General features: G+C 70.4%; 23 protein-coding genes. 12 read left to right on the top strand and 11 right to left on the bottom strand.

Annotated features, from left to right (window positions below; genetic code table 11):
* Position 1: 1 nt before the first annotated feature.
* Positions 2 to 2,176: an MMPL family transporter gene (locus ACFWWR_RS24040; RefSeq protein WP_384305186.1), complete on the bottom strand. Its 2,175-nt coding sequence runs from the start codon at positions 2,174 to 2,176 to the stop codon at positions 2 to 4.
* Positions 2,177 to 2,937: 761 nt separating this feature from the next.
* Here ACFWWR_RS24040 and ACFWWR_RS24035 point away from each other — a divergent pair.
* Positions 2,938 to 3,567, top strand: a complete 630-nt coding sequence (locus ACFWWR_RS24035; protein ID WP_383871891.1) for a TetR/AcrR family transcriptional regulator — start codon at positions 2,938 to 2,940, stop codon at positions 3,565 to 3,567.
* 570 nt (positions 3,568 to 4,137) lie between these two features.
* A complete protein-coding gene (locus ACFWWR_RS24030; protein WP_384305184.1) occupies positions 4,138 to 5,433 on the top strand; it encodes a DUF3533 domain-containing protein in 1,296 nt (431 codons plus the stop codon).
* 260 nt (positions 5,434 to 5,693) lie between these two features.
* Here the strand turns inward: ACFWWR_RS24030 and ACFWWR_RS24025 are convergent, their stop codons facing one another.
* On the bottom strand, positions 5,694 to 6,491 hold the full coding sequence (locus ACFWWR_RS24025) for a VOC family protein (protein ID WP_384305182.1): 798 nt from the start codon (positions 6,489 to 6,491) through the stop codon (positions 5,694 to 5,696).
* A 431-nt stretch (positions 6,492 to 6,922) separates the two neighbouring features.
* Here ACFWWR_RS24025 and ACFWWR_RS24020 point away from each other — a divergent pair, with 431 nt between their 5' ends.
* From ACFWWR_RS24020 to ACFWWR_RS23975, 10 genes are all read left to right on the top strand, one after another.
* The gene (locus ACFWWR_RS24020; RefSeq protein ID WP_384305179.1) at positions 6,923 to 8,578 is read left to right on the top strand and encodes an FAD-dependent oxidoreductase; all 1,656 of its coding nucleotides are present in this window, start codon (positions 6,923 to 6,925) and stop codon (positions 8,576 to 8,578) included.
* Positions 8,579 to 8,808: 230 nt separating this feature from the next.
* Entirely contained in the window at positions 8,809 to 9,261 is a 453-nt protein-coding gene (locus ACFWWR_RS24015) for a hypothetical protein (RefSeq protein ID WP_384305177.1), read from the top strand.
* A 110-nt stretch (positions 9,262 to 9,371) separates the two neighbouring features.
* On the top strand, positions 9,372 to 10,076 hold the full coding sequence (locus ACFWWR_RS24010) for a class F sortase (RefSeq protein WP_383871878.1): 705 nt from the start codon (positions 9,372 to 9,374) through the stop codon (positions 10,074 to 10,076).
* A 148-nt stretch (positions 10,077 to 10,224) separates the two neighbouring features.
* Positions 10,225 to 11,382: a SchA/CurD-like domain-containing protein gene (locus ACFWWR_RS24005; protein WP_383871871.1), complete on the top strand. Its 1,158-nt coding sequence runs from the start codon at positions 10,225 to 10,227 to the stop codon at positions 11,380 to 11,382.
* Between the two features lie 68 nt (positions 11,383 to 11,450).
* Positions 11,451 to 11,912 carry a cupin domain-containing protein gene (locus ACFWWR_RS24000; protein ID WP_383871869.1) on the top strand — a complete coding sequence of 154 codons (462 nt, stop codon included), beginning with the start codon at positions 11,451 to 11,453 and terminating at the stop codon, positions 11,910 to 11,912.
* On the top strand, positions 11,909 to 13,177 hold the full coding sequence (locus ACFWWR_RS23995; RefSeq protein WP_383871866.1) for a beta-ketoacyl-[acyl-carrier-protein] synthase family protein: 1,269 nt from the start codon (positions 11,909 to 11,911) through the stop codon (positions 13,175 to 13,177). Before ACFWWR_RS24000 ends, ACFWWR_RS23995 begins: the two co-directional genes overlap by 4 nt.
* The gene (locus ACFWWR_RS23990) at positions 13,174 to 14,427 is read left to right on the top strand and encodes a beta-ketoacyl synthase N-terminal-like domain-containing protein (protein WP_383871863.1); all 1,254 of its coding nucleotides are present in this window, start codon (positions 13,174 to 13,176) and stop codon (positions 14,425 to 14,427) included. Before ACFWWR_RS23995 ends, ACFWWR_RS23990 begins: the two co-directional genes overlap by 4 nt.
* Before the next feature lie 29 nt (positions 14,428 to 14,456).
* Positions 14,457 to 14,714 (top strand): acyl carrier protein, encoded by a 258-nt coding sequence (locus ACFWWR_RS23985; RefSeq protein WP_383871860.1) that lies wholly within the window; start codon positions 14,457 to 14,459, stop codon positions 14,712 to 14,714.
* A gap of 1 nt (position 14,715) precedes the next feature.
* Positions 14,716 to 15,195 (top strand): SRPBCC family protein, encoded by a 480-nt coding sequence (locus ACFWWR_RS23980; protein ID WP_383871857.1) that lies wholly within the window; start codon positions 14,716 to 14,718, stop codon positions 15,193 to 15,195.
* A gap of 20 nt (positions 15,196 to 15,215) precedes the next feature.
* Complete coding sequence (locus ACFWWR_RS23975) at positions 15,216 to 15,548, top strand: TcmI family type II polyketide cyclase (protein ID WP_383871854.1); 333 nt, start codon at positions 15,216 to 15,218, stop codon at positions 15,546 to 15,548.
* Positions 15,549 to 15,639: 91 nt separating this feature from the next.
* On the opposite strand, the gene ACFWWR_RS23970 is transcribed toward ACFWWR_RS23975, so the two are convergent.
* The 9 genes from ACFWWR_RS23970 to ACFWWR_RS23930 all read right to left on the bottom strand — a co-directional run bounded on the left by ACFWWR_RS23970 (position 15,640) and on the right by ACFWWR_RS23930 (position 25,936).
* A complete protein-coding gene (locus ACFWWR_RS23970) occupies positions 15,640 to 16,668 on the bottom strand; it encodes a methyltransferase (RefSeq protein ID WP_384305173.1) in 1,029 nt (342 codons plus the stop codon).
* A 58-nt stretch (positions 16,669 to 16,726) separates the two neighbouring features.
* Positions 16,727 to 17,785: a nitrous oxide reductase family maturation protein NosD gene (locus ACFWWR_RS23965; protein ID WP_383871849.1), complete on the bottom strand. Its 1,059-nt coding sequence runs from the start codon at positions 17,783 to 17,785 to the stop codon at positions 16,727 to 16,729.
* Positions 17,786 to 17,882: 97 nt separating this feature from the next.
* Positions 17,883 to 19,409 (bottom strand): alpha-N-arabinofuranosidase, encoded by a 1,527-nt coding sequence (locus ACFWWR_RS23960; RefSeq protein ID WP_384305171.1) that lies wholly within the window; start codon positions 19,407 to 19,409, stop codon positions 17,883 to 17,885.
* Between the two features lie 292 nt (positions 19,410 to 19,701).
* A complete protein-coding gene (locus ACFWWR_RS23955) occupies positions 19,702 to 20,775 on the bottom strand; it encodes a lactonase family protein (RefSeq protein ID WP_384305169.1) in 1,074 nt (357 codons plus the stop codon).
* Between the two features lie 232 nt (positions 20,776 to 21,007).
* Positions 21,008 to 21,973 carry a sugar kinase gene (locus ACFWWR_RS23950; RefSeq protein ID WP_384305166.1) on the bottom strand — a complete coding sequence of 322 codons (966 nt, stop codon included), beginning with the start codon at positions 21,971 to 21,973 and terminating at the stop codon, positions 21,008 to 21,010.
* Complete coding sequence (locus tag ACFWWR_RS23945; RefSeq protein WP_383871839.1) at positions 21,970 to 22,641, bottom strand: bifunctional 4-hydroxy-2-oxoglutarate aldolase/2-dehydro-3-deoxy-phosphogluconate aldolase; 672 nt, start codon at positions 22,639 to 22,641, stop codon at positions 21,970 to 21,972. Before ACFWWR_RS23945 ends, ACFWWR_RS23950 begins: the two co-directional genes overlap by 4 nt.
* Positions 22,642 to 22,701: 60 nt before the next feature.
* Entirely contained in the window at positions 22,702 to 23,523 is an 822-nt protein-coding gene (locus ACFWWR_RS23940; RefSeq protein WP_383871948.1) for a carbohydrate ABC transporter permease, read from the bottom strand.
* The gene (locus ACFWWR_RS23935) at positions 23,523 to 24,578 is read right to left on the bottom strand and encodes a carbohydrate ABC transporter permease (protein ID WP_384305163.1); all 1,056 of its coding nucleotides are present in this window, start codon (positions 24,576 to 24,578) and stop codon (positions 23,523 to 23,525) included. The genes ACFWWR_RS23940 and ACFWWR_RS23935 overlap by 1 nt, the downstream gene beginning before the upstream one ends.
* On the bottom strand, positions 24,575 to 25,936 hold the full coding sequence (locus ACFWWR_RS23930; protein ID WP_383871833.1) for an extracellular solute-binding protein: 1,362 nt from the start codon (positions 25,934 to 25,936) through the stop codon (positions 24,575 to 24,577). The genes ACFWWR_RS23935 and ACFWWR_RS23930 overlap by 4 nt, the downstream gene beginning before the upstream one ends.
* Positions 25,937 to 26,247: the final 311 nt, after the last annotated feature.

Genomic DNA, 26,247 nt, shown 5'->3' with positions numbered 1-26,247 from the left:
TTCAGGCCCCGACGGGAACCGGCTTGTCGGTGTCGGCCGGAACGTCGGTCTCCTTGATGCCGTACCGCGTGTAGAAGCGGGCCAGTGGGCCCGGCGCCCACCAAGCGGCCCTGCCGAGCAGTTTCATGACGGCCGACCCCAGCAGGATGCGCACCACCAGCACGTCCACCAGCACCGCGAACACCATGCCGACGCCGAAGAGCTTCATGGTCAGCACACCGCTCATCCCGATCGCCGCGAGCGGCACGCACATCAGCACCGCGGCGCTGACGACCAGGCGGCCGATGGACTGCAGCCCGGTCGCGACGGCGGCCGTGCTGTCGTTCAGCTGGTCGTACTGCTCCCGCATCCGGGACACCAGGAACACCTCGTAGTCCATGGAGAGTCCGAAGATCAGCGCGAACAGCATGATCGGCATGTTGGGTTCGATGTTGCCCGTCGGATCGAAGCCGAGCAGGTGGTGCAGATGGCCGTCCTGGAAGATCCAGACCAGGACGCCGAAGGTCGCGGACAGCGACAGCAGGTTCATCGCGATCGCCTTCAGCGGCAGCAGCACCGAGCCGAACGCGAGGAACAGCAGGATGTACGTCGTCACCGCGATGTAGAGCAGCATCCACGGCAGGGTCTCGCCGAGTGCGTCCAGGGTGTCGTCGTAGACCGCCGACTCGCCGCCGAAGTACGCCCGGGCGCCCGGCGGTTCGGGGACGTCCTTGAGGCGGTTCACGAGGTCGCGCGCATGGGTCGAGACGGCATTGCCGTCGAAGGTGACCGACACCCGGGCCGTGGTTCCCTCGGCGCCGGTGATCCCGGCGCTCGTGGCGCCCTCGGTGGCACCGAGCCGCTCGGCATAGGCCTGGAGCTCCGCGCCCTGCTCCTTCGAGGTGGCGGCGGACTTCAGCACGAGCAGCGAGTCGATGGACTTCACCGCGTCGCTGTCGAAGTCGCGCTCCATGGTGTCGAAGACCTGGCGGCCCTCGGAACTGCTCGGCAGTTGCTGCGCGTTGATGGATCCGAACTCTATCTTCGAGAACGGCATGGCGAGCGCCAGCAGCAGCCCCACCGTGCCCACCACCACGAGGACGGGACGCCGCATCAGGCCGTGCGCGAACCGGTACCAGGCACCCTCGCCCGTGGCCGTCGGGCGCGTGGCCTTGCGGCGTAGCAGCGAGAAGGCGTTGACCTTGGGACCCATGACGGCGAGCGTCGCGGGCAGTGCGATCAGCGAGAAGAGCACCGACAGCACGACCGCGGCGACACCGCCGTACGACATCGACTTCAGGAACGTCGACGGGAAGAGGGTCAGGCCGGCCAGGGCGGTCGCGACCGTGGTGCCGGAGACCACCACGGTTCGCCCGGCCGTCGCGATCGTGCGCGCGAGCGCCTCTTCGCCGGTGTGGCCGCGCTCCAGCTCCTCGCGATAGCGGCTCACGATCAGCAGGCCGTAGTCGATGGCGACCGCGAGACCGAGGATGGTGACCAGGCTCATGGCGAACACGGACACGTCGGTGATGTTCGAGATGACCCGCAGGACGGCCATCGAGCCCACGATGGAGAGCACGCCGACGAGCAGCGGGAGGAAGGCCGCGGTCAGACCGCCGAACACGACCAGCAGGAACAGGAAGAGCACGGGGGCCGAGAAGATCTCCGCGGCTCTCAGGTCGTGTTCGATCTTCTCACCGGCCTGGAAACCAGTGGGCACCGTTCCGCCCTGCAGGGTTTCCAGACCGGGTGCCGCGAGCTTGTCCTTGATCGCTTTGTACGACTCCTCCTTGGCCTTCTCGCTGCTGCCGTGGAGGTTCAACGCGACGTAGGTGGCGTGCCGGTCGTGGCTGACCTGCGCCGGCATCTTGGACGTCCAGAAGTGCGAGTATCCGGTCACCTCCGACCTCGGCAGGGACTCCACCTGCCGGACGACCGCCTGCCGGAACGACGGGTCGTCGACGGTGCGGTCCTCGTCCCGGTAGACGATCACGGCATCGGGCGTCCGCTGCGGGAACGCCTTCTCGGCGAGCTGGGCCGCGTGCCGGCTGTCGGAGCCGGGGTCGTCGAACCCGAGCGGGGTCAGGGAGCCGAAGACGCCGACACCGTAGGCCCCGGACAGGACGGCGAACAGCAAGGTCAGTATCAGTAGAGGCTTTCGTCTCCGGTGCAGCAGACGCCCGAATCTCTCGAACATGATTTCTCCTAGGTTGTTGACGAGTGCAGGGCAGGACGGGGTGACCGGCTCGTGGTGAAGGGCTGAGGCGCCTGGTGTTCGGCGGACCCGGCCGGCCGTACGGCCTCATCGACGAGGCCGAGGGGCGACCGCTGGGGCGACCCCCGCATGCGGCGTGCGTTCAGGTCGCCCACCGGCCGCCGGGCGACACCGCGCTCGAAGGGACGGGCGGGAAGCCGAAGCCGGGCCGGCTCGACAGGGCGTGGCTGCCCAGGAAGTCGATGTGCCTCGGCTCATCGGCCGCGAAGGAGCACGTCTGCGCTGGTCAGCGGTTCGGCTGACGGCCGGGCAGGGGCGATCTCGCCGGCCGCGAGGGGCAAGTGCCGGAAGGTGGAGGGCTGTCGAGCGCCCAGCCCATGGGTTTCCGCAGATCTACCGGCCGACGCGCTTGCTCGCCGGCGTGGCGGGCCGTCGCGAAGTCCGGCTGTCAGCCCTCACCGACCGTGGCGTACCGGGGCTCGTACGGCCGGCAGGAGAGGCCGTCGAAACGCTCGCCAGGTGTTCGTTCGATGTCCATGCGGGGAACCATAACAGTGTTTCTATTGCTCGCAGCAAGCCCGTCCACGCCCCGCCTGACCGGAATGGACATCGATCTCAATGCCCCGACCTGGCCATACTCGGGAAAGGCCCTCGGGATTGCCGAGGCGGGGCCGCATCAACCGACCGCAGAGCGATGTGACCCGGGCACTTCATTCGTAACGGCGTTGCAATATGGTGGTGCCATGGCCAGGCTCAAGACACATGACGAAGCGCTCCGGCTCCGGCTCCTGCACCGCGCGGCCGCCACGGTCTTCGACCGCGGCACGGCCGCGCTGAGCCTGCGACAGCTCGCGGCGGACGTGAAAACCTCGACCACGGCGGTCTACTCGCTGTTCGGCAGCAAGGCCGGTCTGCTCAGCAGCCTGTACCAGGAGGCCGTACGGCTCTTCGTCGAGCGCCTGGCCACCATCCGCCCGACGGCCGACCCGGCCGGCGACGTGATCCGCATCGGGCTCGCCTATCGCGAGTACGCCGTCGCCAACCCGCATCTCTACGCGATCCTCTTCTCCGACCGCAGCGTCCAGTGCCCGTCCGATTCGGACAGGCCCCGCGAGGTCGTCGAGACGTACCGGCCCCTCGTCGACGCCGTGAGCCGCGGGCAGCGGGCCGGTCAGTTCAGTTCCGCCTCCGACCCCGAGGTCATCGCGCTGTCGGTCTGGGGAACGGCCCACGGCCTGGTGTCCCTGGTGCTGTCGGGGAACGAGCCGCCGGGGCTCGCGGTCGCCGACTGCTACGAGCGGGCTCTGCGGGCGTTGGTGACGGGGTGGCGAGACAGCGAGGATCCGGCTGCGGGGTCCGCGTCTGCGACGTGACCGCGCAGCGGATTCTCATTCCGTGCCCGGACGTACGGTTCAGCGCGGCTCTCGCGAGGGCCCCGGCGTTCACGGCCGGGAGGGAGGTGCGCCCTTCGGGGGCCCGCACCCCGGATACCGGCGGGTGCTTCCCGAGCGGGGATCAGGGCCGGACGCCGTGCCGCCGGCGTGCGTACCCGCCACGGGCCGCACCTCGACGAGGCGGCGGCAGCCGCGGTGTCAGCGGTGCGCGGAGCGGTTGACGAGGGCGCGGGTCGGGGGCGGCCACCCCTGGGCTTGCGCGCGGAAACCGATCGGTTTACGGTGGTGGAACTGATCGGTTTTCTCGCCGTGGAGGCGAGTCCCAGCACCAGATTCACCAGGAGCATCGGATGACTGCCGCGCGCGACCACCAGAGCCTGCTCGCACCGCAGGACTCGTACTGCGGAAGCTGTTCCTCGGTGGCCGACGCTTCCACCGGACAACCGCCGTGCGCGCGCCGAGGACTGACCGTTGTGAGGGTCGCCGGCCTGCGATGACGCCGTCCGGCCTCCTCCCGCTGTGCCCTTGTAGTCAAGACCGGAGCAATTCATGAGTGGCAATCGTCCCTTCCGCGTACTGCGCGCCAAACCGTTGTGGATCGCCAACGGCGTCATCACCGGCGTACTCGCGCTGCTCTTCACCGTGTTCTACGTCGGCGCCAACATCGACCCGGTCGATCACATGGAGAAACTGCCCGTCGGTCTGGTCAACGCAGACAAGGGAGCCGCTGTCGGCGGCAAGCAGGTCAACCTGGGGGCACAGATCACCGGGTCGATCGAGAAGTCCACCGCGAGCGGGGACAGGATCGACTGGAAGGTGATGGACGAGAAGGGAATGAAGGAGGAGCTCGGCGAGGGCAAGCTGTACGGCGCGCTCGTCGTCCCCGCCGACTTCACCTCCGCCACCACCGCACTGACCGGCACCGCGACCACCGACACCCCGGCCCGCCCGACACTGACGGTGCTGACCAACCAGTCCGCCGGCAGCATGGGATCCAGCCTGGCCCGGACGGCGACGACGCAGGCGGCCGCGAACGCCTCGCTCCAGGTGGGCAAGGAACTGACCGCACAGAGCACCGGACAAGCGAAACTGCCCGCCGCGGCACGCGTCCTGCTGGCCGACCCGGCCGCCGTCACGGTCGAGGACGGCCATCCGCTCCACTCACACAGCGGCCTGGGCCTGACGGCGTTCTACTACGCGCTTGTCCTGGTGGTGTGCGGCATGCTCTCCGCCAACGTCATCAGCGGCCAGGTGGACCACGCCCTCGGCTACACCCACAACGACATGGGCCCGCTGCGCCTGCACCGCCCGCTGATCCGGGCGACCCGGGTGCAGACCCTCGCCATCAGCAGCACCCTCATGGCCGGACTGTCCCTGCTGATGGGCACCCTGGTCATGGTCGGCGCGGTCGGCATCATGGGCATGGACGCCTCCCACCTGCCCCTGCTGTGGCTGTACTCGGTGTGCGCCATCGCGGTCTCCGGAATCGGTGCGCTCACCCTCCTCGCCGTGTTCGGCACGCCCGGCATGCTGGTCGTCACGCTGGTCTTCATCGCGATGGCGGTGCCGACAGCCGGCGCCACCACCCCCATCGAGGCGCTGCCCGGCTTCTACCGCTTCCTCGCGGAGTTCGAGCCCCTGCGACAGATCACCGGCGGCATCCGCTCGATCCTCTACTACGACGCCCAGGCCGACGCGGGCCTGGCCCGGGGCTGGGTGATGATGGCCGCCGGCCTCGTGGCGGCCGCGCTGTTCGGCTTCGGCGTGCTGAGGTGGTACGACCGCAAGGGGCTGCACCGCATCCCCGCCGAGACGAAGCCCGAGAAGGCCGCCGTCCCGGCGTAGCGGTGGGCACCCCCGCATCACCCAGCACGAGGCCATGGTGCCAAGTGGCCTCCGGTGTGTGTCGCCCTGCGGGGACGGCGGGCGCGCACACCGTCCGGGCTCGGCGACGGTCTTTCCCCGGGCCGTCGCCGAGTGCCGAACAGAACCCGCGGACCCCGGTGACCTCCGCGCGCGCCTCACCGCCCTGACCCGTCGGAGGCCCACGGCGCACAGCGCACGGTTCGGCGGGAGAACCGGCCGCCGGACCGGCCTTGCGAGGATCAGCCGCGGGCCGCCGTGAGCACCACGAAGTCCGCGTCCGACGGGTCGAGGCAGACGGCCAGCCGGCCGACGCCCTCCACGTCCTCCGGGCCCATCTGCACACTGCCGCCGTTCTCGGTCACCTTGGCGACGGCGGCGTCGCAGTCGGCGACGGCGAAGACCGGGTGCCAGTACGGCCGCCCGTTCGTCAGGGTGAGGTCCTGTTCGCGGAGCTGCATGAGCCCACCCTGCATGCGCTCCTCGGGAAGATCGGCGGGAGTGATGAGGGAGTACGCGCCCGCGCCGCCCGGCAGCTCCATCTCACTGAACCGCCAGCCGAAGACGGCGCCGTAGAACTCCTTCGCGGCCGCGGTGTCTGTCGTGAGCAGCTCGGTCCAGGACAGCGAGCCCGGCTCGTCCGCCAGCTCGAAGCCGGAGTTCTTTCCCGGCTGCCAGACGGCGAACTGGGCCCCCGACGGGTCGCTGTACTGCGCCATCCGGCCCCACTCGTCGAGATCCCGCGGCGCCACCCGCACCGTGCCGCCCGCGCGCTCCACGGCCTGGGTCGTGGCGTCCGCGTCGGTGACGGTGTAGTAGACCATCCAGGCCGAGCGCGCGCCCTCCTCGGTGAGCTTGCCGAGCCCGGCGACGGTCTTGCCGTCCTTCTGGAACATCCCGCCTTCCATGTCCTCCGACTCGCCCATGGACTGGTACTCCCAGCCGAGCACCGCGCCGTAGAAGGCCGCGGCGGCGCGGACGTCGGGGGCACCGAGGTCGAGCCAACAGGGGGAGCCGGGGGTGAGGTCAGTGGTGATCACGGCGATTCCCTTTCGCAGATCCTGTGTGCCATCAGCGTGACAGCGGGTACCGACAATCGCGCGTCGGCGGCTCTGCGGTGTGGAGTGAGCGTCCTGCTGCGGGGATCCACCCGTCCAGCGGACCGCTCCCCGATCACCGGCCGTGGTGCGCAGGCGCCGACGCTTCGCCTTCGACAGCCCCTGCCCGCCGGACTCGGCGGTCCACACCACGGCCTGGGACTCCAGGATCCCCTGACCCGCCTCGGTCGGCACGCGGGCCGGGCCGAATGGAGGGCACAGCCGCCCTGAGGCCGCCCGTGCCGGACCTCGAGGCGGCCGAATCGGGCGGGTGAAGCGGGTGAAGCCTGAGCCGCCGCCCGCCGTGCGGGGCATGCATGAAGGTCCCGTCCGTACCGGCCGAGTCGGCGGACAAGACGTGCTGGAGGCGAGTGATGAAGGAAAGAGCCGGACAGGCAGGCGACACGATCCACAAGGTCCCGGTCCTGATCGTCGGCGGTTCCCTGGTGGGACTGTCGACCTCGCTGTTCCTGGGCCGGCTGGGGGTGCGGCACACGTTGGTGGAGCGCCACGCGGGCACCTCCATCCACCCCCGGGGCCGCGGCAACAACGTACGCACGATGGAGCTGTTCCGGGTGGCGGGCGTGGAGCCGGCGATCCATGAGGCCGCGGCCACGCTGGCGGACAACCACGGCATCCTGCAGACGCCCACGCTGGTCGGCGACGAGGGCGAGTGGCTGTTCCGGGACATCGATCCGGGCGGCGGGCTGGCCCGGTTCAGCCCGAGCTCGTGGTGTCTGTGCAGCCAGAACGACCTGGAGCCGGTCCTGCTCGACCACGCCGCCGGGCTCGGCGGCGACCTGCGGTTCTCCACCGAACTGCTCTCGTTCGACAGCGACGGCACCGGTGTCACCGCGGTCGTCAAGAGCCGGGAGACGGGCGAGCACACCACCATCCGCGCCGACTACCTGGTCGCCGCCGACGGTCCGCGCAGCCCCGTGCGGGAACAGCTCGGCATCGGTCAGAGCGGTCCGGGCGACCTGTTCCACAACATCAGCGTCACCTTCCGCTCCCGTCACCTGGCCGAGGTGGTGGGCGATCGTCGCTTCATCGTCTGCTACCTGACCGATCCGGACGCCGACGGTGCGCTGCTGCCGGTGGACAACCGCGAGAACTGGGTCTTCCACGCCCCCTGGCACCCCGAACGCGGCGAAACGATGGAGGAGTTCACCGACGAGCGGTGTGTCGACCACATCCGCCGGGCGATCGGGGTCGCGGACCTCGACGTGCAGATCACCGGCAAGGCTCCCTGGCACGCCGCCCAGCGCGTCGCACGGACCTATCGGGCGGGGCGGGTCTTCCTGGCCGGCGACTCGGCCCACGAGATGTCACCCACCGGGGCCTTCGGCTCCAACACCGGTATCCAGGACGCGCACAACCTGGCCTGGAAGCTGGCCGCGGTGCTCGACGGCTGGGCAGGGGACGGGCTGCTCGACACCTACGACGCCGAACGACGCCCGGTGGCGGAGGCGACCAGCGCCCGCGCGGCCGCCCGGTCCGCCGAGCACAGCCACCCCGGATTCACTCCGCCGCCCGGCCCCGGCGGCGCGCCTCAGCGCGGCATCCTCAACGTGGCCCTCGGCTACCGCTACCCGACCGGCGCCGTCGTCGGCACCGATCCCACGACCGCGGTGGTCCCGGAGAGACTCGACCTGAGCGGGGAGCCCGGCAGCAGGGCACCCCACCTGTGGGTACGGCACCAGGGCGAGCGCATCTCCACCCTGGACCTGTACGAACGGTCCCTGGTCCTGCTGAGCGACGGCGACGAGCCGAGCGGATGGCACGAGTCCGCCACCCGCCTCGCGGAACGGATGTCCCTCCCGCTGGTCTCCTACCGGGTGGGGGCCGGGCCCCACGCCGAGCTGACGCCCGAGGACGGTACGGACTGGCTCGGACACCACGGCACGACACGGGGAGGCGCCGTACTCGTCCGGCCCGACGGGTTCGTGGCGTGGCGAGCCCAAGGTCCGGACCCGGACGCCGAATCGACACTGCGTCATGTCGTGACGACGACACTGGCACTGGCCTGACCAGCCACGCCTCGCGATGCGCGTGACCTCGGCCGACAGCCTTGCTGTCGGCCGACCACTTCGTGTGCCGGACCCCCAGGGACCGCGGCACCGCTCACTCGAGTCGATCACCCGGCTGAGTGGCTGGAGTGGTGGGATGCGGATCTCTGACTGACGGTGGATCACGTCAGGGCCGGGTCACCACAGCTGACGAAGCACCAGCTGCCCGGTCGTGGCGAAAGGACTCTCGCATGCGTTCTGCTCGCATCCTCCTGGCCACCGCGGCGGCCTCGGCCGTCCTCGGCGTCACCGCACCCGGCGCCTACGCAGCCGCGGGTGACTGGGACCACGACGGATCCTCCTACAGCAAGGAACACGACAAGGGCGGCAGCCACGACGCACCGCGCGGCGGCATGCACACCGGCGGCGGTGCGCTGACCGCGATGAAGGCGGACGACTCGGGCTCCTCCCACGACAGCGGGCACGGCAAGGACGACTCCTGGAGCAAGGAGAGCAAGGACTCCTGGAGCAAGGACAGCGGGGACTCCTGGAGCGGCGGTCACCACAAGCCCAGCGGCGGGGTGCACACCGGAGGCGGCGCGCTGGCGGCGCCTGCCGTGACCGCGGGCGGTCTGGCGGTACTGGCCGTCGCCGGAACCGGTCTGTACGCCGTACGCCGCAAGAAGTCCCCCAGCCTGGCCTGATCCGTGCCGGACGCGATAGCGACCGCGGCCGCCACCGGTGCATCGTGTGGCGGCCGCCCCGGCCGGTTCCCGGCCCGCCCAGCACCCGTGCCCCACAGAGGTGGTCTCCGATGGCAGTCCCTCCTTCCTCCCCCACCGACGACGAGCCGCGGCCCACCGGCCAGGGTTCTCGCGGGAGCCTGATGGTGGTGTGCGCCACGGCTCTCCTGGTCGTGGCGGTAAGCCTGATCGGCGGCCGGGACACGTCGACCGGCGCGTCCCTCCCGCCGCAGGCTCAGCAAGTCCCACAGGCCCAGCGGGCCCCGCAAGCCCCGCAAACCGCAGCGCCGGCCTCGCCTGCCGGCTCCGCGGCGGGAAAACACCTGCCGCGATCGAGGCCCGTGCGCCTCCTCATCCCGAAGATCTACGTGGACGCCCCCTTCACGGACCTCGCCATCGGCCCCACGGGGCAGCTCGAAGCCCCGCCCGCCGACGACATCAACCTCGTCGGCTGGCACGCGAAGGGCGTCTCCCCCGGCGAGACGGGCACCGCGATCATCGCCGGTCACGTCGACACGGCGACCTCTGCCGCCGTCTTCGCCGGGCTCGGTGAGCTGAAGAAGGGCGACACCTTCCGGGTCCTGCGGGCCGACCGGCGCACGGCGACCTTCGTCGTCGACAGCGTGGAGACGTTCGACAAGGACCGCTTCCCCAGCCGGCGCGTGTACGGCGACACGCCCGACGCCCAGGTCAGGCTCATCACCTGCGCGGGCGACTACGACCGCTCGGTCAAGGACTACACGGAGAACCTGGTGGTCTTCGCCCACCTCAGGTGACCTCGTTCCGCCCCGCGGTCAGTCACCCACGTAGTCCATACGAATCGCGCGCCGGAGAGGACCTGATCAGGATCGACTCACGCCCCCATGGGAGCGCCGCGGTCGAAGGTCGCCGCTCCCCCTTTCCTCGAAGGAGATGTGCCCCAGGATGACCACCACGTCTGCACCTGCCTCCCAGCCGCTGACTCAGAAAGTGTCGCCGCGTGTCTCCCAGTCAGTGTTCGACGGCTCCAGGCTCCGGGTCGTCCTGCTGGTGGACGTCTACGACGGAGCCCAGCAGCAGTTCCTGGAGGCGTACGAGCAACTCTGCAACCAGGTCGCGTCCGTCCCCGGGCATGTCAGCGATCAGCTGTGCCAGTCGATCGAGAATCCTTCCCAGTGGCTCATCACCAGTGAGTGGGAGAGCGCTCCGCCCTTCCTCACCTGGGTGAACAGCGAAGCGCACGTGCGGATGGTGGAGCCGCTGCACAGCTGTGTCCGGGACACCAGGTCGCTGCGCTTCCACGTCGTCCGCGAGACGGGCGGCCCGGCGGCGGACGCCGAGGCCGGAACCCGCGGTCTGCAGGCGGCACCCCGGATCGGTGACGGCGTCATCCGCCACGCGCTCACCTTCACGGTCAAGCCGGGCAGTGAGGCGACCGTCGCCAAGATCCTCGCCGACTACGCCTCGCCCGAGCCGCGGGTCGACGACACCACCCGACTGTGCCGCACCTCCCTGTTCATGCACGGCAACCGGGTGGTGCGGGCCATCGAGGTGCGGGGCGACCTGCTCGCGGCGCTGCGTCACGTCGCCCGGCAGCCCGAGGTGCGGGCCGTCGAGGAGGCCATCAACCCGTATCTGGAGCAGGACCGGGACCTCAACGACCCCGAGTCCGCACGGCTCTTCTTCACCCGGGCCGCGCTGCCCGCCGTACACCATGTGACGGCCGATCAGGACGACCCGGCGGGGCAGCGGATCGCGTTGTGCTACCCGGTCCGGCCCGGCTGCGGCCTGCCGCTGGCCCAGCTGCTCGCTCAGCAGGACGAGGCGGCGGCGGACGATCCGCGCAGCCCGGTCCAGCGCAGCACGATCTTCCAGCGCGACGACGTCGTGGTGCGGCTCATCGACGTACGGAGCGGCCTCGACGCCGGCGATCCCGCCCTGTCCCTCGGCCTCCGGGACCCGGGCAAGGGGGCCGAGTTGGCGAAGTTCCTGGACGGCGACGTCTGTGCCGGCGGTGGCGCGCCGACGGACGGCGATCTCACGCGCTTCCTCGAGCTCACCCGTATGGAACTCGTCACCGACCGCCGCTCGCCGGACGCCTGATTCCTCCCACAGCGGGTCGCGGCGGCCACGGCCCGCACGTCGACCCAGCACACGATCGGAGCAACGTCGTGATCAAACCCCGTCCCAGAATCGTGGATCTCAGCGAGATCGAGCCCAACACCCGGCGCGGCGGCGATCTGCGCGCCCTGCTCACTCCGACCACGGTCGGGTCCACCAGCGGTTTCATGGGCGTGGCCATCGTGCAGCCCGGCGACCGCATCGCCGAGCACTACCACCCGTACTCCGAGGAGTTCATCTACGTCCTGTGCGGACAGCTGGAGGTGGACCTCGACGGCGACCCCCACCCGCTGCAGCCCGAGCAGGGGCTCATGATCCCCGCCCATGTGCGGCACCGGTTCCGCAACGTCGGCAACGTGGAGGCCCGCATGGTCTTCCACCTCGGTCCACTGGCCCCGACCCCGCCGCAGGGCCACGTCGACACCGAGGAGAGCGACAGCGTCCCGGTCGTGGGTGACGGGGTCCACGCGGATTCGGGCCGGGTGGCCGAGCGACGTCAGGTCCGCTCATGAACAGGCGCGTGGCGGTCACCGGCATAGGCATCGTCGCTCCGGGTGGCATCGGCGTACCGGCGTTCTGGGATCTGCTGGCGGGCGGGCGCACCGCGACGCGGGGCATCACCTTCTTCGATCCGTCCGGCCTGCGGTCGCGGATCGCCGCCGAGTGCGACTTCGACCCTGCGGCCCACGGGCTGGACCCGGAACAGGTCGCACGATGCGACCGGTACATCCAGTTCGCCCTGGTCGCCGGCGAGGAAGCGGTACGGGACTCCGGCATCGACCTCGAACGGGAGGATCCCTGGCGGGTCGGGGTCTCCCTGGGCACCGCGGTCGGCGGCACCACCAGGCTGGAGCACGACTACGTCCTGGTCAGCCACGGCGGGCAGCGCTGGGACGTGGACCACCGGGAGGCGGGCCCCCACCTGCACCGCGCGTTCTCACCCAGCACGCTCGCCTCGACGGTGGCGGAGCAAGTGGGGGCCCGCGGGCCGGTGCAGACCGTCTCCACGGGCTGCACCTCGGGGCTCGACGCGGTCGGGTACGCCTTCCACACGATCGAGGAGGGCAGGGCCGACGTGTGCATCGCCGGCGCCTCGGACTCGCCGATCTCCCCGATCACCATGGCGTGCTTCGACGCGATCAAGGCCACGTCCCCGAACAACGACGACCCCGCTCACGCCTCGCGTCCCTTCGACGCCGACCGCAACGGGTTCGTCATGGGCGAGGGCGGCGCCGTACTGGTCCTGGAGGAGCTCGAACACGCCAGGGCCCGCGGCGCGCGGGTGTACTGCGAGCTGAGCGGCTACGCGACCTTCGGCAACGCCTACCACATGACCGGCCTGACCAGCGAGGGCCTGGAGATGGCCCGGGCCATCGAGGACGCCCTCGACCACGCCCGGCTCGACGGCACGGCGATCGACTACGTCAACGCGCACGGGTCGGGCACCCAGCAGAACGACCGCCACGAGACCGCCGCGGTGAAGCGGGCCCTGGGACCGCACGCCTACGACACGCCCATGAGCTCCATCAAGTCCATGGTGGGCCACTCCCTGGGCGCGATCGGGGCGATCGAGGTGGTCGCCTGCGTACTGGCCCTTGCCCACCAGGTGGTACCGCCCACCGCGAACTACGAGACGCCGGACCCCGAGTGCGACCTGGACTACGTCCCACGCGTCGCCCGCGAACGGAAGCTGAACAGCGTGCTCTCCGTGGGCAGCGGGTTCGGCGGCTTCCAGTCCGCGGTGGTCCTGACCCGGCCGAGGGAGAGGACACGATGAGCGAACCGCGTCCACGGCGCGCCGCCGTCACCGGAATCGGTGTGGTCGCGCCCAACGGAACCAGCACCGAGTCCTTCTGGAAGTCCACCCAGGAAGGCATCAGCGTCCTCGACCGGGTCACCCGCGAGGGCTGTGAGCACCTGCCGCTGCGGGTGGCCGGCGAAGTCCGGGACTTCGAGCCGTCGGCAGCGGTCGAGGAACGCTGTCTCGTCCAGACCGACCGGTTCACGCACTTCGCGATGGCCGCGGCCGACCTCGCGCTGGACGACGCCCGCCTCGGCCAGGCCGACACCCGTGAAGTGCCGTTCTCCGTGGGTGTGGTCACCGCGGCCGGTTCCGGCGGCGGCGAGTTCGGACAGCGGGAGCTGCAGCAGCTGTGGGGCAAGGGCAGTCGCTTCGTCGGCCCGTACCAGTCGATCGCCTGGTTCTACGCCGCCAGCACCGGCCAGGTCTCCATCCGCCGCGGTTTCAAGGGGCCCTGCTCGGTCGTCGCGGCCGACGAGGCCGGCGGCCTGGACGCCCTCGCGCACGCGGCGCGTGCCGTACGGCGTGGCACCGACGTGATCGTGGCCGGCTCCACCGAGGCACCGCTCGCCCCCTACTCGGTGGTGTGCCAGCTCGGCTACGCGGAGCTGAGCACCGCCGACGACCCGGCGCGCGCCTACCGCCCGTTCACCGACGGAGCCTGCGGTTTCGTGCCCGCGGAGGGCGGCGCCATGCTCGTCGTGGAGGACGAGACCTCGGCCCGGGAGCGGGGCGCGCGCGTGCGGGCCACGCTCGCCGGGCACGCGGCGACGTTCACCGGCGCCTCGTGCTGGGAGCAGTCCCGGGAAGGGCTCGCCCAGGCCATCCGCGGGGCACTGGACGAGGCCGGCTGTGCCCCGGAGGAGATCGACGTGGTCTTCGCCGACGCCCTCGGCGTACCGGAGGCGGACCGTGCCGAGGCGCTGGCGATCTCCGACGCCCTCGGCGCGCACGGCAGGCGGGTGCCGGTCACCGCGCCGAAGACCGGTATCGGCCGCGGCTACTGCGCGGCGCCCGTGCTGGACGCCGCGGCGGCGGTGCTCGCGATGGAGCACGGTCTGATCCCGCCCACCCCCAATGTTTTCGACGTCTGCCATGACCTCGATCTGGTGACCGTCCGCGCCCGTGCCGCCGAGCCGCGCACGGCGCTGGTCCTCAGCCGGGGCCTCATGGGCTCCAACTCGGCGCTGGTGCTGCGGCACGGCGCCGCCGACGCCTCGTACTGAGGCGCCGCGGAACGAAGGAGAGGAATCGCATGAGTGACCGCATCACCGTGGAAGAACTGGCCGAGCTGATGAAGAAGGCCGCCGGAGTCACTGTCTCCCCGGAGGAACTGGAGCAGCGGTACGACTCCGGCTTCGACGGCCTCGGCATCGACTCGCTCGGCCTGCTCGGCATCGTGGGCGAGCTGGAGAACCGGTACGGCGCGCCGATGCCTCCCGACGCGGAGCGCTGCAAGACCCCCCGGCAGTTCCTCGATCTCGTCAACGGCGCCCTCCCGGCAGGAGCGTGACATGGCCGGACACACGCAGAACGAGATCACCATCGCCGCGCCGGTGGACCTGGTCTGGGACATGACCAACGATGTCGAGAACTGGACGCAGTTGTTCAGCGAGTACGCGTCCGTCGACATCCTGTCCCGGGAGGGGAACAGGACCACCTTCCGGCTGACCATGCACCCCGACGAGAACGGCACCGTGTGGAGCTGGATCTCGGAACGGGAGACGGACCGCGACACGCTCAGCGTCAAGGCCCGCCGCGTGGAGACCGGGCCCTTCGCCCACATGGACATCCGGTGGAAGTACGAGAAGGTGCCGGGCGGCACCCGGATGGTGTGGACGCAGGACTTCGCGATGAAGCCGGACGCACCGGTCGACGACGACTGGATGACGGACAACATCAACCGGAACTCCAAGACCCAGATGGCCCTGATCCGGGACCGCGTCGAGAAGGCCGCCGCCGAACGCGGCCACGTGCCGACGCTGACCGACTGAGCCGGACGGAGGACGGGATCATGCACCAAGCCCTGATCGTCGCCCGGATGGCTCCGGGGTCGGCCCCGGACATCGCCAAACTGTTCGAGGAGTCGGACCGGGGAGAGCTCCCGCACCTCGTGGGGGTCTCCCGCCGCAGTCTCTTCGAGTTCGGTGACGTGTACCTGCATCTCATCGAGTCCGAGCGGGATCCCGGGCCTGCCATCGCCAAGGCGGCCGGGCACCCCGAGTTCCGCGACATCAGCGAGCGGCTGTCGGCGTACGTCACGGCGTACGACCCCTCGACCTGGCGTTCGCCGAAGGACGCGATGGCGCACTGCTTCTACCGCTGGGAGCGGGACTCCACCGGCTGAACCACCCTCCCCTCCCCCGGCCACCGGTCGCCGGGCCCGCGAGTGTCTCGGGCCCGGCGACCGGTCTGTCGTGGGACGCCTTCCGGCGTGATCAGCCGGGCACGATGCAGTCGAACGCGTGCAGGTAGGGATTGACCGGGCTGACGTCTTCGATGACCAGGCCGGCGTCGGTGAGCCGGCCGGCCATGCTCTCGGTGGTGTGCTTCGCCCCGCCCACGTTGAGGAGCAGCAGCAGGTCCATGGCGGTGCTGAACCGCATGGAGGGCGTGTCGTCGACGAGGTTCTCGACTACCACGATCCGCGCCCCGGGTCCGCCCGCCTCGATGACGTTGCGCAGGGTCCGGGCGGTGCTCTCGTCGTCCCACTCGAGGATGTTCTTGATGATGTAGACGTCGGCCTCGACCGGGACGGCCACGCGGACGTCGCCGGGGACGATGCGTACGCGGTCCGCGAGGTCGCCTCCGGCGCGCAGCCGTGGCACGGCGTTCTCGACCACGCGGGGCAGGTCGAGCAGGGTGCCGTGCATCGAGGGGTACTTGTCCAGCAGGCTGGCCACCACGTGACCCTGGCCGCCGCCGATGTCGGCGACCGACGCGTTGCCGGACAGTTCCAGGAACGCCGCGACGTCCCGCGCGGACTGCTCGCTGGAGGTCGTCATGGCGCGGTTGAAGACGGCGGCCGACTCGGGAGCGTCCTCATTGAGATACGCGAAGAACTCCTTGCCGTACAGGTCCTGGACGACGTTCCGTCCGGTGCGCACCGCCTCGTCCAGCTTCGGCCACACGTCCCAGGTCCACGGCTCGGTGCACCACAGTGTGATGTCGCGCAGGCTGTGCGGGTCGTCCTCGCGCAGCAGCCGGGACATGTCGGTGTGCGCGAACGTCCCGTCCTGCTGCTCGGCGAAGACGCCGTAGCAGGACAGGGCCCTCAACAGCCGTCGCAGTGGCCGGGATTCGGTCTTCACCGCGGCCGCGAGGTCCTCCACGGTCATGGGGCTGTCGCCGAGCGCGTCGGCGATCCCCAGCCGGGCGGCCGCGCGGAGGGCGGCGGCACACGCCGCCCCGAACACGAGTTCCCTCAGCCGCATGGGCGGCGGTGGGGCGGTCTGTGCGGTCGTCATGTGCCGCCTTCCTTCCTTCGTTGCCTTCTCGGGTCCACGGGTGGTCACGACCGGTCTGTCAGCACAGTCCCTTGGGCTTCGACGCCTCGCAGCGGTTGCCTTCGAAGACGTTGCCCTTGCCGGTGTCCTTGTTGACGAGGTCGGCCGGCCGGTTGTCCGCCAACTCGTTGTCGCTGATCCGGTTCCGCTCGCTGGCGGTGCCCACCATGCTCTTGAACAGGACGATGCCGCCCGAGAGCGGGGAGGTGCCGACGTTGTCGGTGATCACGTTCCGTGCCACCAGGGTGTCCTCGGCGCCGGTCAGGACGATGCCCGAGCCCTGCAGGGCGGGCAGCCGCGCGGTCTTCGGGCAGGACTTGTTGTTGCTCGCGATGCGGTTGTCGCTCACGGCCAGGTCCCCGGCCCTCGGCTTGTTCTCGTCACCGACGACGAACACCCCCGCGCAGTTGCCGGTGAGGTAGTTGTGCTCTACGACGAGATTGCGCAGGCGCCGGACGGTGACGCCGATGCGGTTGCCCTCCAGCCAGTTGCCCTGGACCACCGTTCCTCCGGTGTCCGCGGCGCCCCGCTCCTCCTTGATCGTGTTGGCGAGGAACAGGCCCGCATCGCCGTTGTTCCGGGCGGTGTTCCCGCGGAACACCCCGTGCACCGACTGCTCCTGGGCGATGCCCCACACGCCGTTCTTCACCGCCGTCACGTTCCGCACGGTCAGCCTGTCCGTCGCCGTGGCGAAGACTCCGGTCCCGGCGAAACGGGTCACGGTCAGGGAGGCGACGGTGACATCCTCGACAGGGCGGGCCTTCGTGCCGACCACACAGATGCCGTTGCCGCCCTGGGCACAGCTGTTGGCGGCCTTCTTCGTGGCCGGTCGGATCACCGTGTGGCGGCCCACGCCGCGCAGGGTCAGCCCGGACGTGCTCACCTTGACGCTCTCGCGGTACGTGCCGGGAGTGATGAGGACGGTGTCGCCCGGTTCGGCGAGGTCCACCGCTTTCTGGATGGACTCGCCCGGGCGGACGACGTGGGTCACGTGACCGGCAGCCGGCGGAGCGGCCCCGAGCACCGCCCCGACGACTGCTACGGAGCACGCCAGGCGCAGAGTATGGCATTTATTCATATTCTGGACAATATGCCCAGAGGGTCACGGATGGTCCGGATGAGCCCATCCGGCGGCGTGTCATCCCTGCATACGACAGCGCCGGACTGACCGTGTATCAGTCCTGCGGACGGGACAGCCGGACCACGTTCCAGGACATGGGCTCGAGATCCGCGCGCAGGACTCCCCCGGTGACGCTCGTGCCGGTCGCGGCGTGCGGGACGACGCGGTCGGGCCGGTCCGCGGTGTTGGTGGCCTCCGGGTCTCCGTCGGCCAGGACCAGGTGCTCCGCGAGGGTGTGGGCGTCGACCCCGCGCAGGTCGATCTCCAGCGGCAGGGCGTCGGTCTGGCTGCGGTTCACGGCGAAGACGGTGACGTCACCGGTCTCGTCGTCGATCACGGCGGTGGCGTGCAGCAGCGGTACCTCGCCGAACCTGGCGGTGGCGTACGTGGGGCTGTCCACCTCGACGCGCAGCACCCGGCCGCGGCCGTACCGGGAGGCCTGGGCGAAGGGGAAGAAGGTGGTCTGTCGCCAGGCGGGGCCGCCCGGCTCGGTCATGATCGGCGCGATGACGTTGACGAGTTGGGCGAGCGAGGCGGAGGTGACCCGGTCGGCGTGCCGCAGCAGGGCGATGAGCATGGAGCCGAAGACGACGGCGTCGGTGACCGAGTAGTTGTCCTCCAGCAGCCGGGGGGCCTTGTCCCAGTCCGGCGGGGTGGCGGCCTCGCTGCGGCGGATGTACCAGACGTTCCACTCGTCGAAGGAGAGGTTGATCCGCTTCTTCGCCTTCAGGCGTGCGCGGACGTGGTCGCAGGTGGCGACGACCGACTCGATGAAGTGCTCCATGTCGACGGCCGAGGCCAGGAAGGAGTCGCGGTCGCCGTCGATCTCCTCGTAGTAGGCGTGCAGCGAGACGTAGTCGATCTCGTCGTAGGCGGCCTCCAGGACGGTCGCCTCCCAGGCGGCGAAGGTGGCGATGCCGGAGCCCGAGCTGCCGCAGGCGACCAGCTCCAGGCCGGGATCGATCATCCGCATGGCGCGGGCGGTCTCGACGGCGAGCCGTCCGTACTCCTCGGCCGTCTTGTGGCCGATCTGCCAGGGGCCGTCCATCTCGTTGCCCAGGCACCACATCTTGATGCCGTACGGCTCCTTGTCGCCGTGGGCGACACGGCGGTCGGACAGCTCGGTGCCGGACGGGTGGTTGCAGTACTCCAGCAGTTGCGCGGCCTCCGCCACGCCGCGGGTGCCGAGGTTGACGGCCATCATGGGTTCCATGTCGGTCTTGGCGCAGAAGTCCATGAACTCGCCGAGGCCGAACTCGTTGGTCTCGGTGGACCGCCAGGCCAGGTCCAGCCGGACCGGTCTCTCCTCGCGCGGGCCGACACTGTCCTCCCAGCGGTAGCCGGAGACGAAGTTGCCGCCCGGGTAGCGCACGGTGGTGACACCCAGCTCCCGGACCAGCTCAAGGACGTCCTGGCGCAGGCCGGCGGCGTCGGCGGACGGGTGGCCGGGCTCGTAGAGGCCGGTGTAGACGCAGCGGCCCATGTGTTCGACGAACGACCCGTACAGGCGCGGGGCGACGGGTCCGACGCCGAAGGCCGCGTCGAGGGTGAAGCGTGCGGGGGTGGTGCCGGGGTGGGACATGACTGCCCTACTTTCTTGATCGTGGGTTCGAACTGGTCATTCGTAAGATCAGCGGGACTCAGGGGCTCTGGGTATGGCTGTCATGACTGCGCCGTGAGATGGCTGGAAAGGCTTGGCCGCCCGGAGCCCCGCGACGACTCGACCGCCAATTGGGAGATGCGACTCGATCGCTGTGTAGGGCAACGTCGGCGAGGTCGTCTGCTGGGCTGCCTTTCAGGGCGTACGAGGTGGGCTGGGCGGAGTGTGGGAGAGGGCGGGGCCGGCTGGGCGGAGGCCGCCCACCGGGCGGGGATCAGAGGGCGAGCGCGCAGACGACCGAGGGAAGCTGTGCCACCGGTCCGGGGCGGTCGAGGGCGCCCGCGTCCAGGACACGCAGCGCCGTCAGGGTGCCGCTGTGCTGGTTGGCCACGAGCAGATGGCCGTCGGTCAGGATCAGGCCGCGGGGCCAGGCACCGCCGCTGGGCACCTCGCCGATCGGCTCGAGGTCGGTACCGCTGATACGGAACGCGGCCACCGTGTCCGCGCCGCGGTTGGTCAGCCAGACGTAGCGCCCGCAGGGCGAGGCGACGATTCCGGCCGGCTGGTTGGTGAGGTCACGGGCCGTCGTGGCCGCAACGGTGGAGACAGCCCTCAGGGTGCCGTTGTCGGCGTCGTAGTGATGGCAGGTGAGGGTCGACGACAGCTCGTCCGCGCTGAACACCAGCTCTCCGCCGGGCGCGAACGCGAGATGCCGGGGGCCTGATCCGGCACGCAGCGGGTTCGTGGCGACGCGCTCCAGAACTCCCGCCTCGGTGTCGAGACGGTAGGTGAACACCGCGTCCGCACCCAGGTCGGTGACGAGGACGTAGCGGCCCGCCGGGTCGACGAGGACCTGATGCGCATGGCTGCCGTCCTGCCGTCCCGAGACCGGGCCCGACCCCTCGTGCACCACGACGTCGGTCAGCTCCCGGATGCCGCCGTCCGGGCCGAGCCGGTGAACGGCGACGCTGCCGCGCAGGGTGTCGGTGCCGTAATGCGCTGTCAGCAGCCAGCCCCCGCCGGGGTGGACGGTGAGGTGGCAGGGGTTGGCACCGCCGCTCGGGACCGGGCCTCCAAGCGGCGTGAGGGCGTCGCCGCCGCGCCGGGCGAAGGCACTGACGGCTCCGGACTCGGTCTCGTTGGTGCTGTAGACGACGTCCAGCGAGGGATGCGCGGTCAGGAAGGAGGCACCGGTGACGGGGACGGGCCCTATCCCGGCGTCGACCGTCAGGGCACCGGCCGCCGGGTCGAAGCGCAGGGCGACGAGTCCGGCACCGTCTCCACCGGTGTCCGGCGTGTAGGAGCCGGTGAGGACGAGGGTCGGTTCGGCGGATGAGCTGGTTGACATGGGAAGTCCTTGTGGCGGATGGGCAGTTGAACGCTTTCGGCGGGTCAGGGCCGACGGGCCGCCGCGGGGGCGGGCCGACTGACGGCGGACGGCGGACCAGCCGACCAGCGGGCCGACGGGTCAACGGGTCAACGGGTCAACGGGTCAACGGGTCAGCCGACCAGCAGGCCGACGGGCCAGCCGACCAGCGGGTCAGCGGGTCAGCGGGTCAGCGGGTCAGCGGGTCAGCGGGTCAGCGAACGATGTCGTCGTGATGGTCCAGCAGGGCCAGCTCGGCACGCCGGGGCAGGCCCTCCCAGTCGCCGGTGGTGCTCACCGCGAAGGCGCCGACGAGGGCCGCCGTCCGCAGCCGCCGCTCGGGCGGTTCGCCCGCGAGCAGGTCGGCCAAGTACCCGGCGGCGAACGCGTCTCCCGCTCCCACCGAGTCCTGTACGCGGACGGGCACGGCGAGCTGCCGGTACGGCTTCCCGTCGAGGAGCGCGAAGGCCCCCTCGGCACCCATCTTGATCACGGCACCGCCGGGTCCCAGATCGCAGATGCCCTGGGCGAGTTCCTCCGGGGTGTCGGCGTCGGGGACCACCAGCCGGGCCTCGTGCGGTCCCGCGAACACCAGGTCGCTGCCGCGCAGCAGCGGCAGGAGGGCGCGCCGGGCCTCGGCCTCGCTCCACAGCAGGGAACGGAAGTTGATGTCCATGGAGACGGGTACGCCGGCCTCGACGGCGATGTCCACGACCCGGCGGACGGCCGCGGCGGGGCCCTCCCCCAGCGCGGGTGTGACCCCGGTGATGTGCACGACCGCCGCGCCGGCGACCACGTCCTCGGGTATGTCCTGCGGGGACAGCCGGGACCCGGCGGTGTGGGTGCGGTGGTACCGCACCCGGCTGTGCGTGGCGGTACGTCGTTCCTTCAGCAGCAGAGAGGTGGGCGCGGGGTCCCGTACCGCGACGGTCGTGACGCCTTCGGCGCGCAGTTCGCGCAGGATCATCTCGCCGAGGCTGTCTTCGCTGATGCGGCCGATCCAGGTGGCCGACCCGCCGAGCCGGCTGACGCCGATGGCGACGTTGGACTCCGCTCCGGCGAGCCCGAGGCGCAGCGCGGCGCCGAGTCCGAGCGGACCGGGCTCGACTGCCGCCATGACGCCGAGGACCTCGCCCACCGTCACCAGGTAGGGGGGTGCATGCTTCGCGGGGCCGTTCACGAGGCGGCCTCCTCGGCCCGTTCGGCGGCGCCGACGGTTTCCAGCAGCACGCGCGTCCTTTCCGTGAGGGTCGTCAGGGTTTCCGCGGTCGGGTTCCGGTCCGCTCCGCGCAGCAGCGGGGAGCCGATGCCGACGGCGCGGGCTCCGGCGTCGAGGTAGTCCCGTGCCTGCGTGAGGTCGACCCCGCCGACGGCGAGGAGGGGGATGTCCGGCAGGGGCGCCCGCAGTTGGCGCAGGTGTGCGGGGCCGCCGGTGCTCGCCGGGAACAGCTTGACGGCGGCGGCGCCCGCCCGCCAGGCGGTGGACACCTCGGTCGGCGTCCAGGCGCCCGGATAGCAGGGGGTGCCCGAATCCGCCGCGGTCCGGATGACCTGGACGTCCACCACGGGGGCGACCAGGAACGCGGCTCCGGCCGCCCGGGCGTCCCGTGCCTGCGCCTCGGTGATCACGGTGCCGGCACCGACCGCAACGTCAGGTCCGAGCTCGTCCCGGATACGGGCCAGGGCATCGAGGGCCCCTGACGTGGTGAGCGTGACCTCCAGGCAGGTGATGCCGCCGGCCGCGAGTGCCCGGGCCACGGCGGGCAGGCCCGAAGCGTCGGCCGACCTGAGGATGGCCATGACCCGGGTCCGGCCGAGCTGCGGGGTGAGGGCGGGACGTTCCGTCATGACCCCACCCCCGCCGGGGACTTGGAGCGGACCTGGGTGTCGGTCATCGAGAGGGTTTCCTTACTTGAGTCCGGACGTGGCGACGCCGGAGACGAAGCCGCGCTGCAGGATCAGGAAGAGCGCCAGTACGGGGACGACGTACATCACCGCACCTGCCGCGACGAGGTTGCCGAGCTGTGCGCCGTGGTCGTTGACATAGCCGCGGGCGAGCTTGACGGCGAGCGTGGTGCGGCTGTCGTCCAGGAGCAGGGCGGGCGCGATCCAGTCCCCCCACGTCCAGCTGAAGGAGAGGATCAGGCTGGTGGCGATGACCGGCCAGGACTGCGGCAGGAAGATCCGCCAGAAGATGCGGATCTGCCCGCAGCCGTCGACGATCGCCGCTTCCTCCAGCTCCTTCGGCATGTTGGAGAAGAACTGCCGGAACAGGAAGATGAGGTACGGGGCGCCGCACAGTCCCCACAGCACCCAGGGCATGTAGGTGTTGGTCAGGTGGACCTTGGCGAACAGCAGATAAGTCGGGATGAGCGTGATGACCTGCGGCAGCATCATCGTCGACAGCAGTACGGCGAAGATGGCCCGCTTGCCGGGGGCGTTCAGCCGGGCGAAGCCGTACCCGGCCCAGGCCGAGGCGAGGGTCACCAGCACCGCGTAGATGACGGAGATCGTCATCGAGTTCTGGGCGTAGCCGAGGTAGTCGAAGTGGGTCAGGGCCTCTTTGAAGTTGCCCAGGTTGGGGTGGTGCGGCCACCAGTGGATGGGGATGGCGCGCAGTTCGGAGGGGTCCTTGAACGCGGTGATCAGCAGCCAGCCGAACGGGCTGAGGAAGAGGACGAGGAACCCCACCAGGAGCATGTAGACGGCGCTGCGCCGGCGGAACACCATCACTTGCCTCCGATCGTGCGGGGCTTGGCCTTCTTGATCGCTTCCGGTTCCACGGAGTAGAAGACCGCGCCCTTGCTGAGCTTGAAGACGAGGAAGGTGATGAAGACGATGATCGCGAAGAGCACCCAGAGCATGGCCGAGGCGTATCCGTAGCGGCCGTTGGCGAAGTACTGGGAGAACACGTCGATCATGTACAGGTAGTTGCTCTCGGGCACGGCCGAGACGCCCCTCGGGGACGGATCGAGGGAGATCAGCAGCGGCAGGAAGCTCTGCACGGCGGCGATGATGCCGGTGATCACCTGGAAGAAGATCACCGGGGAGAGCAGCGGCAGGGTGATCCGGCTGAAGGACTGCCAGGCACTGGCCCCGTCCACCCGCGCCGCCTCGTTCAGCTCCTTGGGGATGTCCTGCAGCCCCGCCAGCGAGATGATCATGACGTTGCCCACGCCCCACATCGTCAGCGCGATCAGGACCCAGCGGGCGTAGGGATCCACCAGCCAGGACACGCCGTTGACGTCGAAGCCGTCCAGGATGCCGTTGGCCGCTCCGGAGTCGCGGTCGAAGATCAGCTTGAAGGTGAGGGCGGCGCCGACCGGCGGCACCACGGCGGGCAGGTACAGCAGCGTACGGAAGAGTCCGCGGGACCGTATCGGCTGGTTCACCAGCACCGCCAGCAGCAGCCCGGCCGCGATCGTGAGCGGCACCGTGATGGCGGTGAACACTCCGGTGCGGGCCAGGGAGGCCATCGTCTCCGGGTCGGTGAAGACCTCCTTGTAGTTGTCCATGCCCACGAAGCGCGAGTTGGCGGACAGCCCGTCCGCGTTGGTGAAGCTGAGCCACAGGGCGTAGCCCAGCGGGAATGCCGTCAGGGTGAGGAAGCCCAGCACCCAGGGGCCGACGAAGACGTAGAAGGCGAAGGCCCGGCGCGACTGCAGCGAGTGGGGCTTGCGTGCCGCGCGCGAGCCCGGCCGGCGGGCGTGCCGGGTGGCCGTCTCCCCCGTGGGGGACGACGCACCCGGCACGCCTGCCGGTCCGGCGAGCTGATCGGTGGTCACCCCACCAGCTCCTTGCCCTGGGCGAGCGCCTCGTTCATCCGGGAGTTCAGCTCGTCGGCGACCTTGCCGGTGGCCGTCTTGGACTTGATCGCGCCGGGCAGCACCTTGCTGAGGACGCCGTCCAGCGCGGCCTGCTGGGCGTACGGGGTGAAGCTCAGCACGGACAGGTGCGACAGCTCCTGCTGCTGGACCTCGAAGGCCTGCTTCTGGAACGCGCTGCCCTGCGGCATCTGCGCGTGCAGCGACTTCAGGGAGGGGATGCCCCAGCCGCTGGCCGCACGCTCCTGGGCGGGCTTGCCGGCGAAGTACCACTCGAAGAACTTCCAGGCGGCGTCCTTGTTCTTGGCGTCCCTGGGCATCCAGAAGCCCGTGGCGCCGAAGCAGGGGCTGACGCGGTTGCCGCCGAGCTGCGGGGCGGGCGCGAACCGGGTGATGTCGGCCAGCTTGGGGTCGGAGCCGATCAGTCCACCGAACCAGTAGCCGTTGCAGCTCATCGCCATCCGCTTGGCCTGGTAGGTCGGGCCGTCCCAGCCGTCCGGGTTCGGGTTGGCGGGGTTCGGGCCTATGTCGGCGCGCGAGTACTCGAGGAACCAGTTCAGCGCCTTGAGCGCCTCGGGCGAGGAGAAGTCCACGGTGGCCAGGTCCTCGCTGAACAGGCTTCCGCCGGCCGAGGCCGTCATGCCCATGAGCTGGGAGAAGGCGCCCATGCCGGTGGCGTTCAGCCCGTACACCTTGACCTTGCCGAGCCGGCGCTTGACCAGTTCCTTGCCCATGTCCAGCCACTCGTCGGCGGACAGCGGCTCGGTGGCGCTGGGCTGGTCCAGCTTGGCGGCGTCGAGCAGGTCGGTGCGGTACCAGAACATCTGGTCCTGGGAGTAGTCCTTGGCCATGCCGTAGCGGGGGCCGGCGCCCTGCTTCTTGCCGTCGTACCGCCACACGTCGTTGACGGGGTCGAGGTCGGAGACCTTGAGCGCGTCGCTCTTGGCGAAGTACGGGTCGAGGTCGGTCATCAGGCCGCGAGCGGCGAAGTACGCGGTCTCCGTCGCGCCGAAGCCGCGCACCACGTCCGGCGGGTTCTTGGCGGCCAGCATGGCGTTGAGCTTGGTGGGGTCCGCGATGATGACGTTGAGGCGCATCCCCAACGCCGCCTCCGCGACCTTGATGGTCTTCTTGTCCCACTCGTTCTCCACCGTCATGACGTTGAGCGTCGTCCTGCCGCTCCCGGCGCCGCCGTCGTCGTCGCCGACGGAGTTCGCGCAGCCGGACAGGGAGGTCGCGGCGAGCGCGGCACCGGCGGTGGCGGCGGAGGCCCTGAGGAACTGACGTCTGTCGAGGGAACCGTTGGTCGATATAGGCACGTTCGCGGCCTTTCAGGCGGATGTCCCGGCATGCCGGGACAGCGGGGAGTGCGGCGGGGAGGGCAGGCGGGAGGCGTCGTCCGGGCCGGGACCTGTGGACCCGTCTCCGTACGCGGACGTCGGCACTCGTATGACGAGATCGCGGTTGCGACGGTGGTCGCGTCCGCGGTCGGCGTGTGAAAGTGCTTCAGTGCACACGTCACCCGCCGTCAGCGTTGGCTGAAACTTTCCGCGGGTGGGCTGACCGATTTCTGGGGCTCTGCTCAGACGTGTCGCTTATTTCCGCCTGAGGAAACCGGTTGACTGAAACT

Origin of the sequence: Streptomyces sp. NPDC058678, from assembly GCF_042714835.1 — a bacterium.
Classification (GTDB): domain Bacteria; phylum Actinomycetota; class Actinomycetes; order Streptomycetales; family Streptomycetaceae; genus Streptomyces.
The sequence above is the reverse complement of the archived record's forward strand: the minus strand, read 5'-3'. Positions and strand labels throughout refer to the sequence as shown.

Excerpts from the sequence above, each read along its gene's own strand:
- ACFWWR_RS23975 (WP_383871854.1), top strand. The coding sequence starts at position 15,216 with ATGCACCAAGCCCTGATCGTCGCCCGGATGGCTCCGGGGTCGGCCCCG.
- ACFWWR_RS24015 (WP_384305177.1), top strand. The coding sequence starts at position 8,809 with ATGCGTTCTGCTCGCATCCTCCTGGCCACCGCGGCGGCCTCGGCCGTC.
- ACFWWR_RS23970 (WP_384305173.1), bottom strand. The coding sequence starts at position 16,668 with ATGACGACCGCACAGACCGCCCCACCGCCGCCCATGCGGCTGAGGGAA.
- ACFWWR_RS23995 (WP_383871866.1), top strand. The coding sequence starts at position 11,909 with ATGAACAGGCGCGTGGCGGTCACCGGCATAGGCATCGTCGCTCCGGGT.
- ACFWWR_RS24010 (WP_383871878.1), top strand. The coding sequence starts at position 9,372 with ATGGCAGTCCCTCCTTCCTCCCCCACCGACGACGAGCCGCGGCCCACC.
- ACFWWR_RS23985 (WP_383871860.1), top strand. The coding sequence starts at position 14,457 with ATGAGTGACCGCATCACCGTGGAAGAACTGGCCGAGCTGATGAAGAAG.
- ACFWWR_RS23955 (WP_384305169.1), bottom strand. The coding sequence starts at position 20,775 with ATGTCAACCAGCTCATCCGCCGAACCGACCCTCGTCCTCACCGGCTCC.
- ACFWWR_RS23945 (WP_383871839.1), bottom strand. The coding sequence starts at position 22,641 with ATGACGGAACGTCCCGCCCTCACCCCGCAGCTCGGCCGGACCCGGGTC.
- ACFWWR_RS24035 (WP_383871891.1), top strand. The coding sequence starts at position 2,938 with ATGGCCAGGCTCAAGACACATGACGAAGCGCTCCGGCTCCGGCTCCTG.
- ACFWWR_RS23980 (WP_383871857.1), top strand. The coding sequence starts at position 14,716 with ATGGCCGGACACACGCAGAACGAGATCACCATCGCCGCGCCGGTGGAC.
- ACFWWR_RS23990 (WP_383871863.1), top strand. The coding sequence starts at position 13,174 with ATGAGCGAACCGCGTCCACGGCGCGCCGCCGTCACCGGAATCGGTGTG.
- ACFWWR_RS24030 (WP_384305184.1), top strand. The coding sequence starts at position 4,138 with ATGAGTGGCAATCGTCCCTTCCGCGTACTGCGCGCCAAACCGTTGTGG.
- ACFWWR_RS24020 (WP_384305179.1), top strand. The coding sequence starts at position 6,923 with ATGAAGGAAAGAGCCGGACAGGCAGGCGACACGATCCACAAGGTCCCG.
- ACFWWR_RS24040 (WP_384305186.1), bottom strand. The coding sequence starts at position 2,176 with ATGTTCGAGAGATTCGGGCGTCTGCTGCACCGGAGACGAAAGCCTCTA.
- ACFWWR_RS24005 (WP_383871871.1), top strand. The coding sequence starts at position 10,225 with ATGACCACCACGTCTGCACCTGCCTCCCAGCCGCTGACTCAGAAAGTG.
- ACFWWR_RS23960 (WP_384305171.1), bottom strand. The coding sequence starts at position 19,409 with ATGTCCCACCCCGGCACCACCCCCGCACGCTTCACCCTCGACGCGGCC.
- ACFWWR_RS23940 (WP_383871948.1), bottom strand. The coding sequence starts at position 23,523 with ATGGTGTTCCGCCGGCGCAGCGCCGTCTACATGCTCCTGGTGGGGTTC.
- ACFWWR_RS23965 (WP_383871849.1), bottom strand. The coding sequence starts at position 17,785 with ATGAATAAATGCCATACTCTGCGCCTGGCGTGCTCCGTAGCAGTCGTC.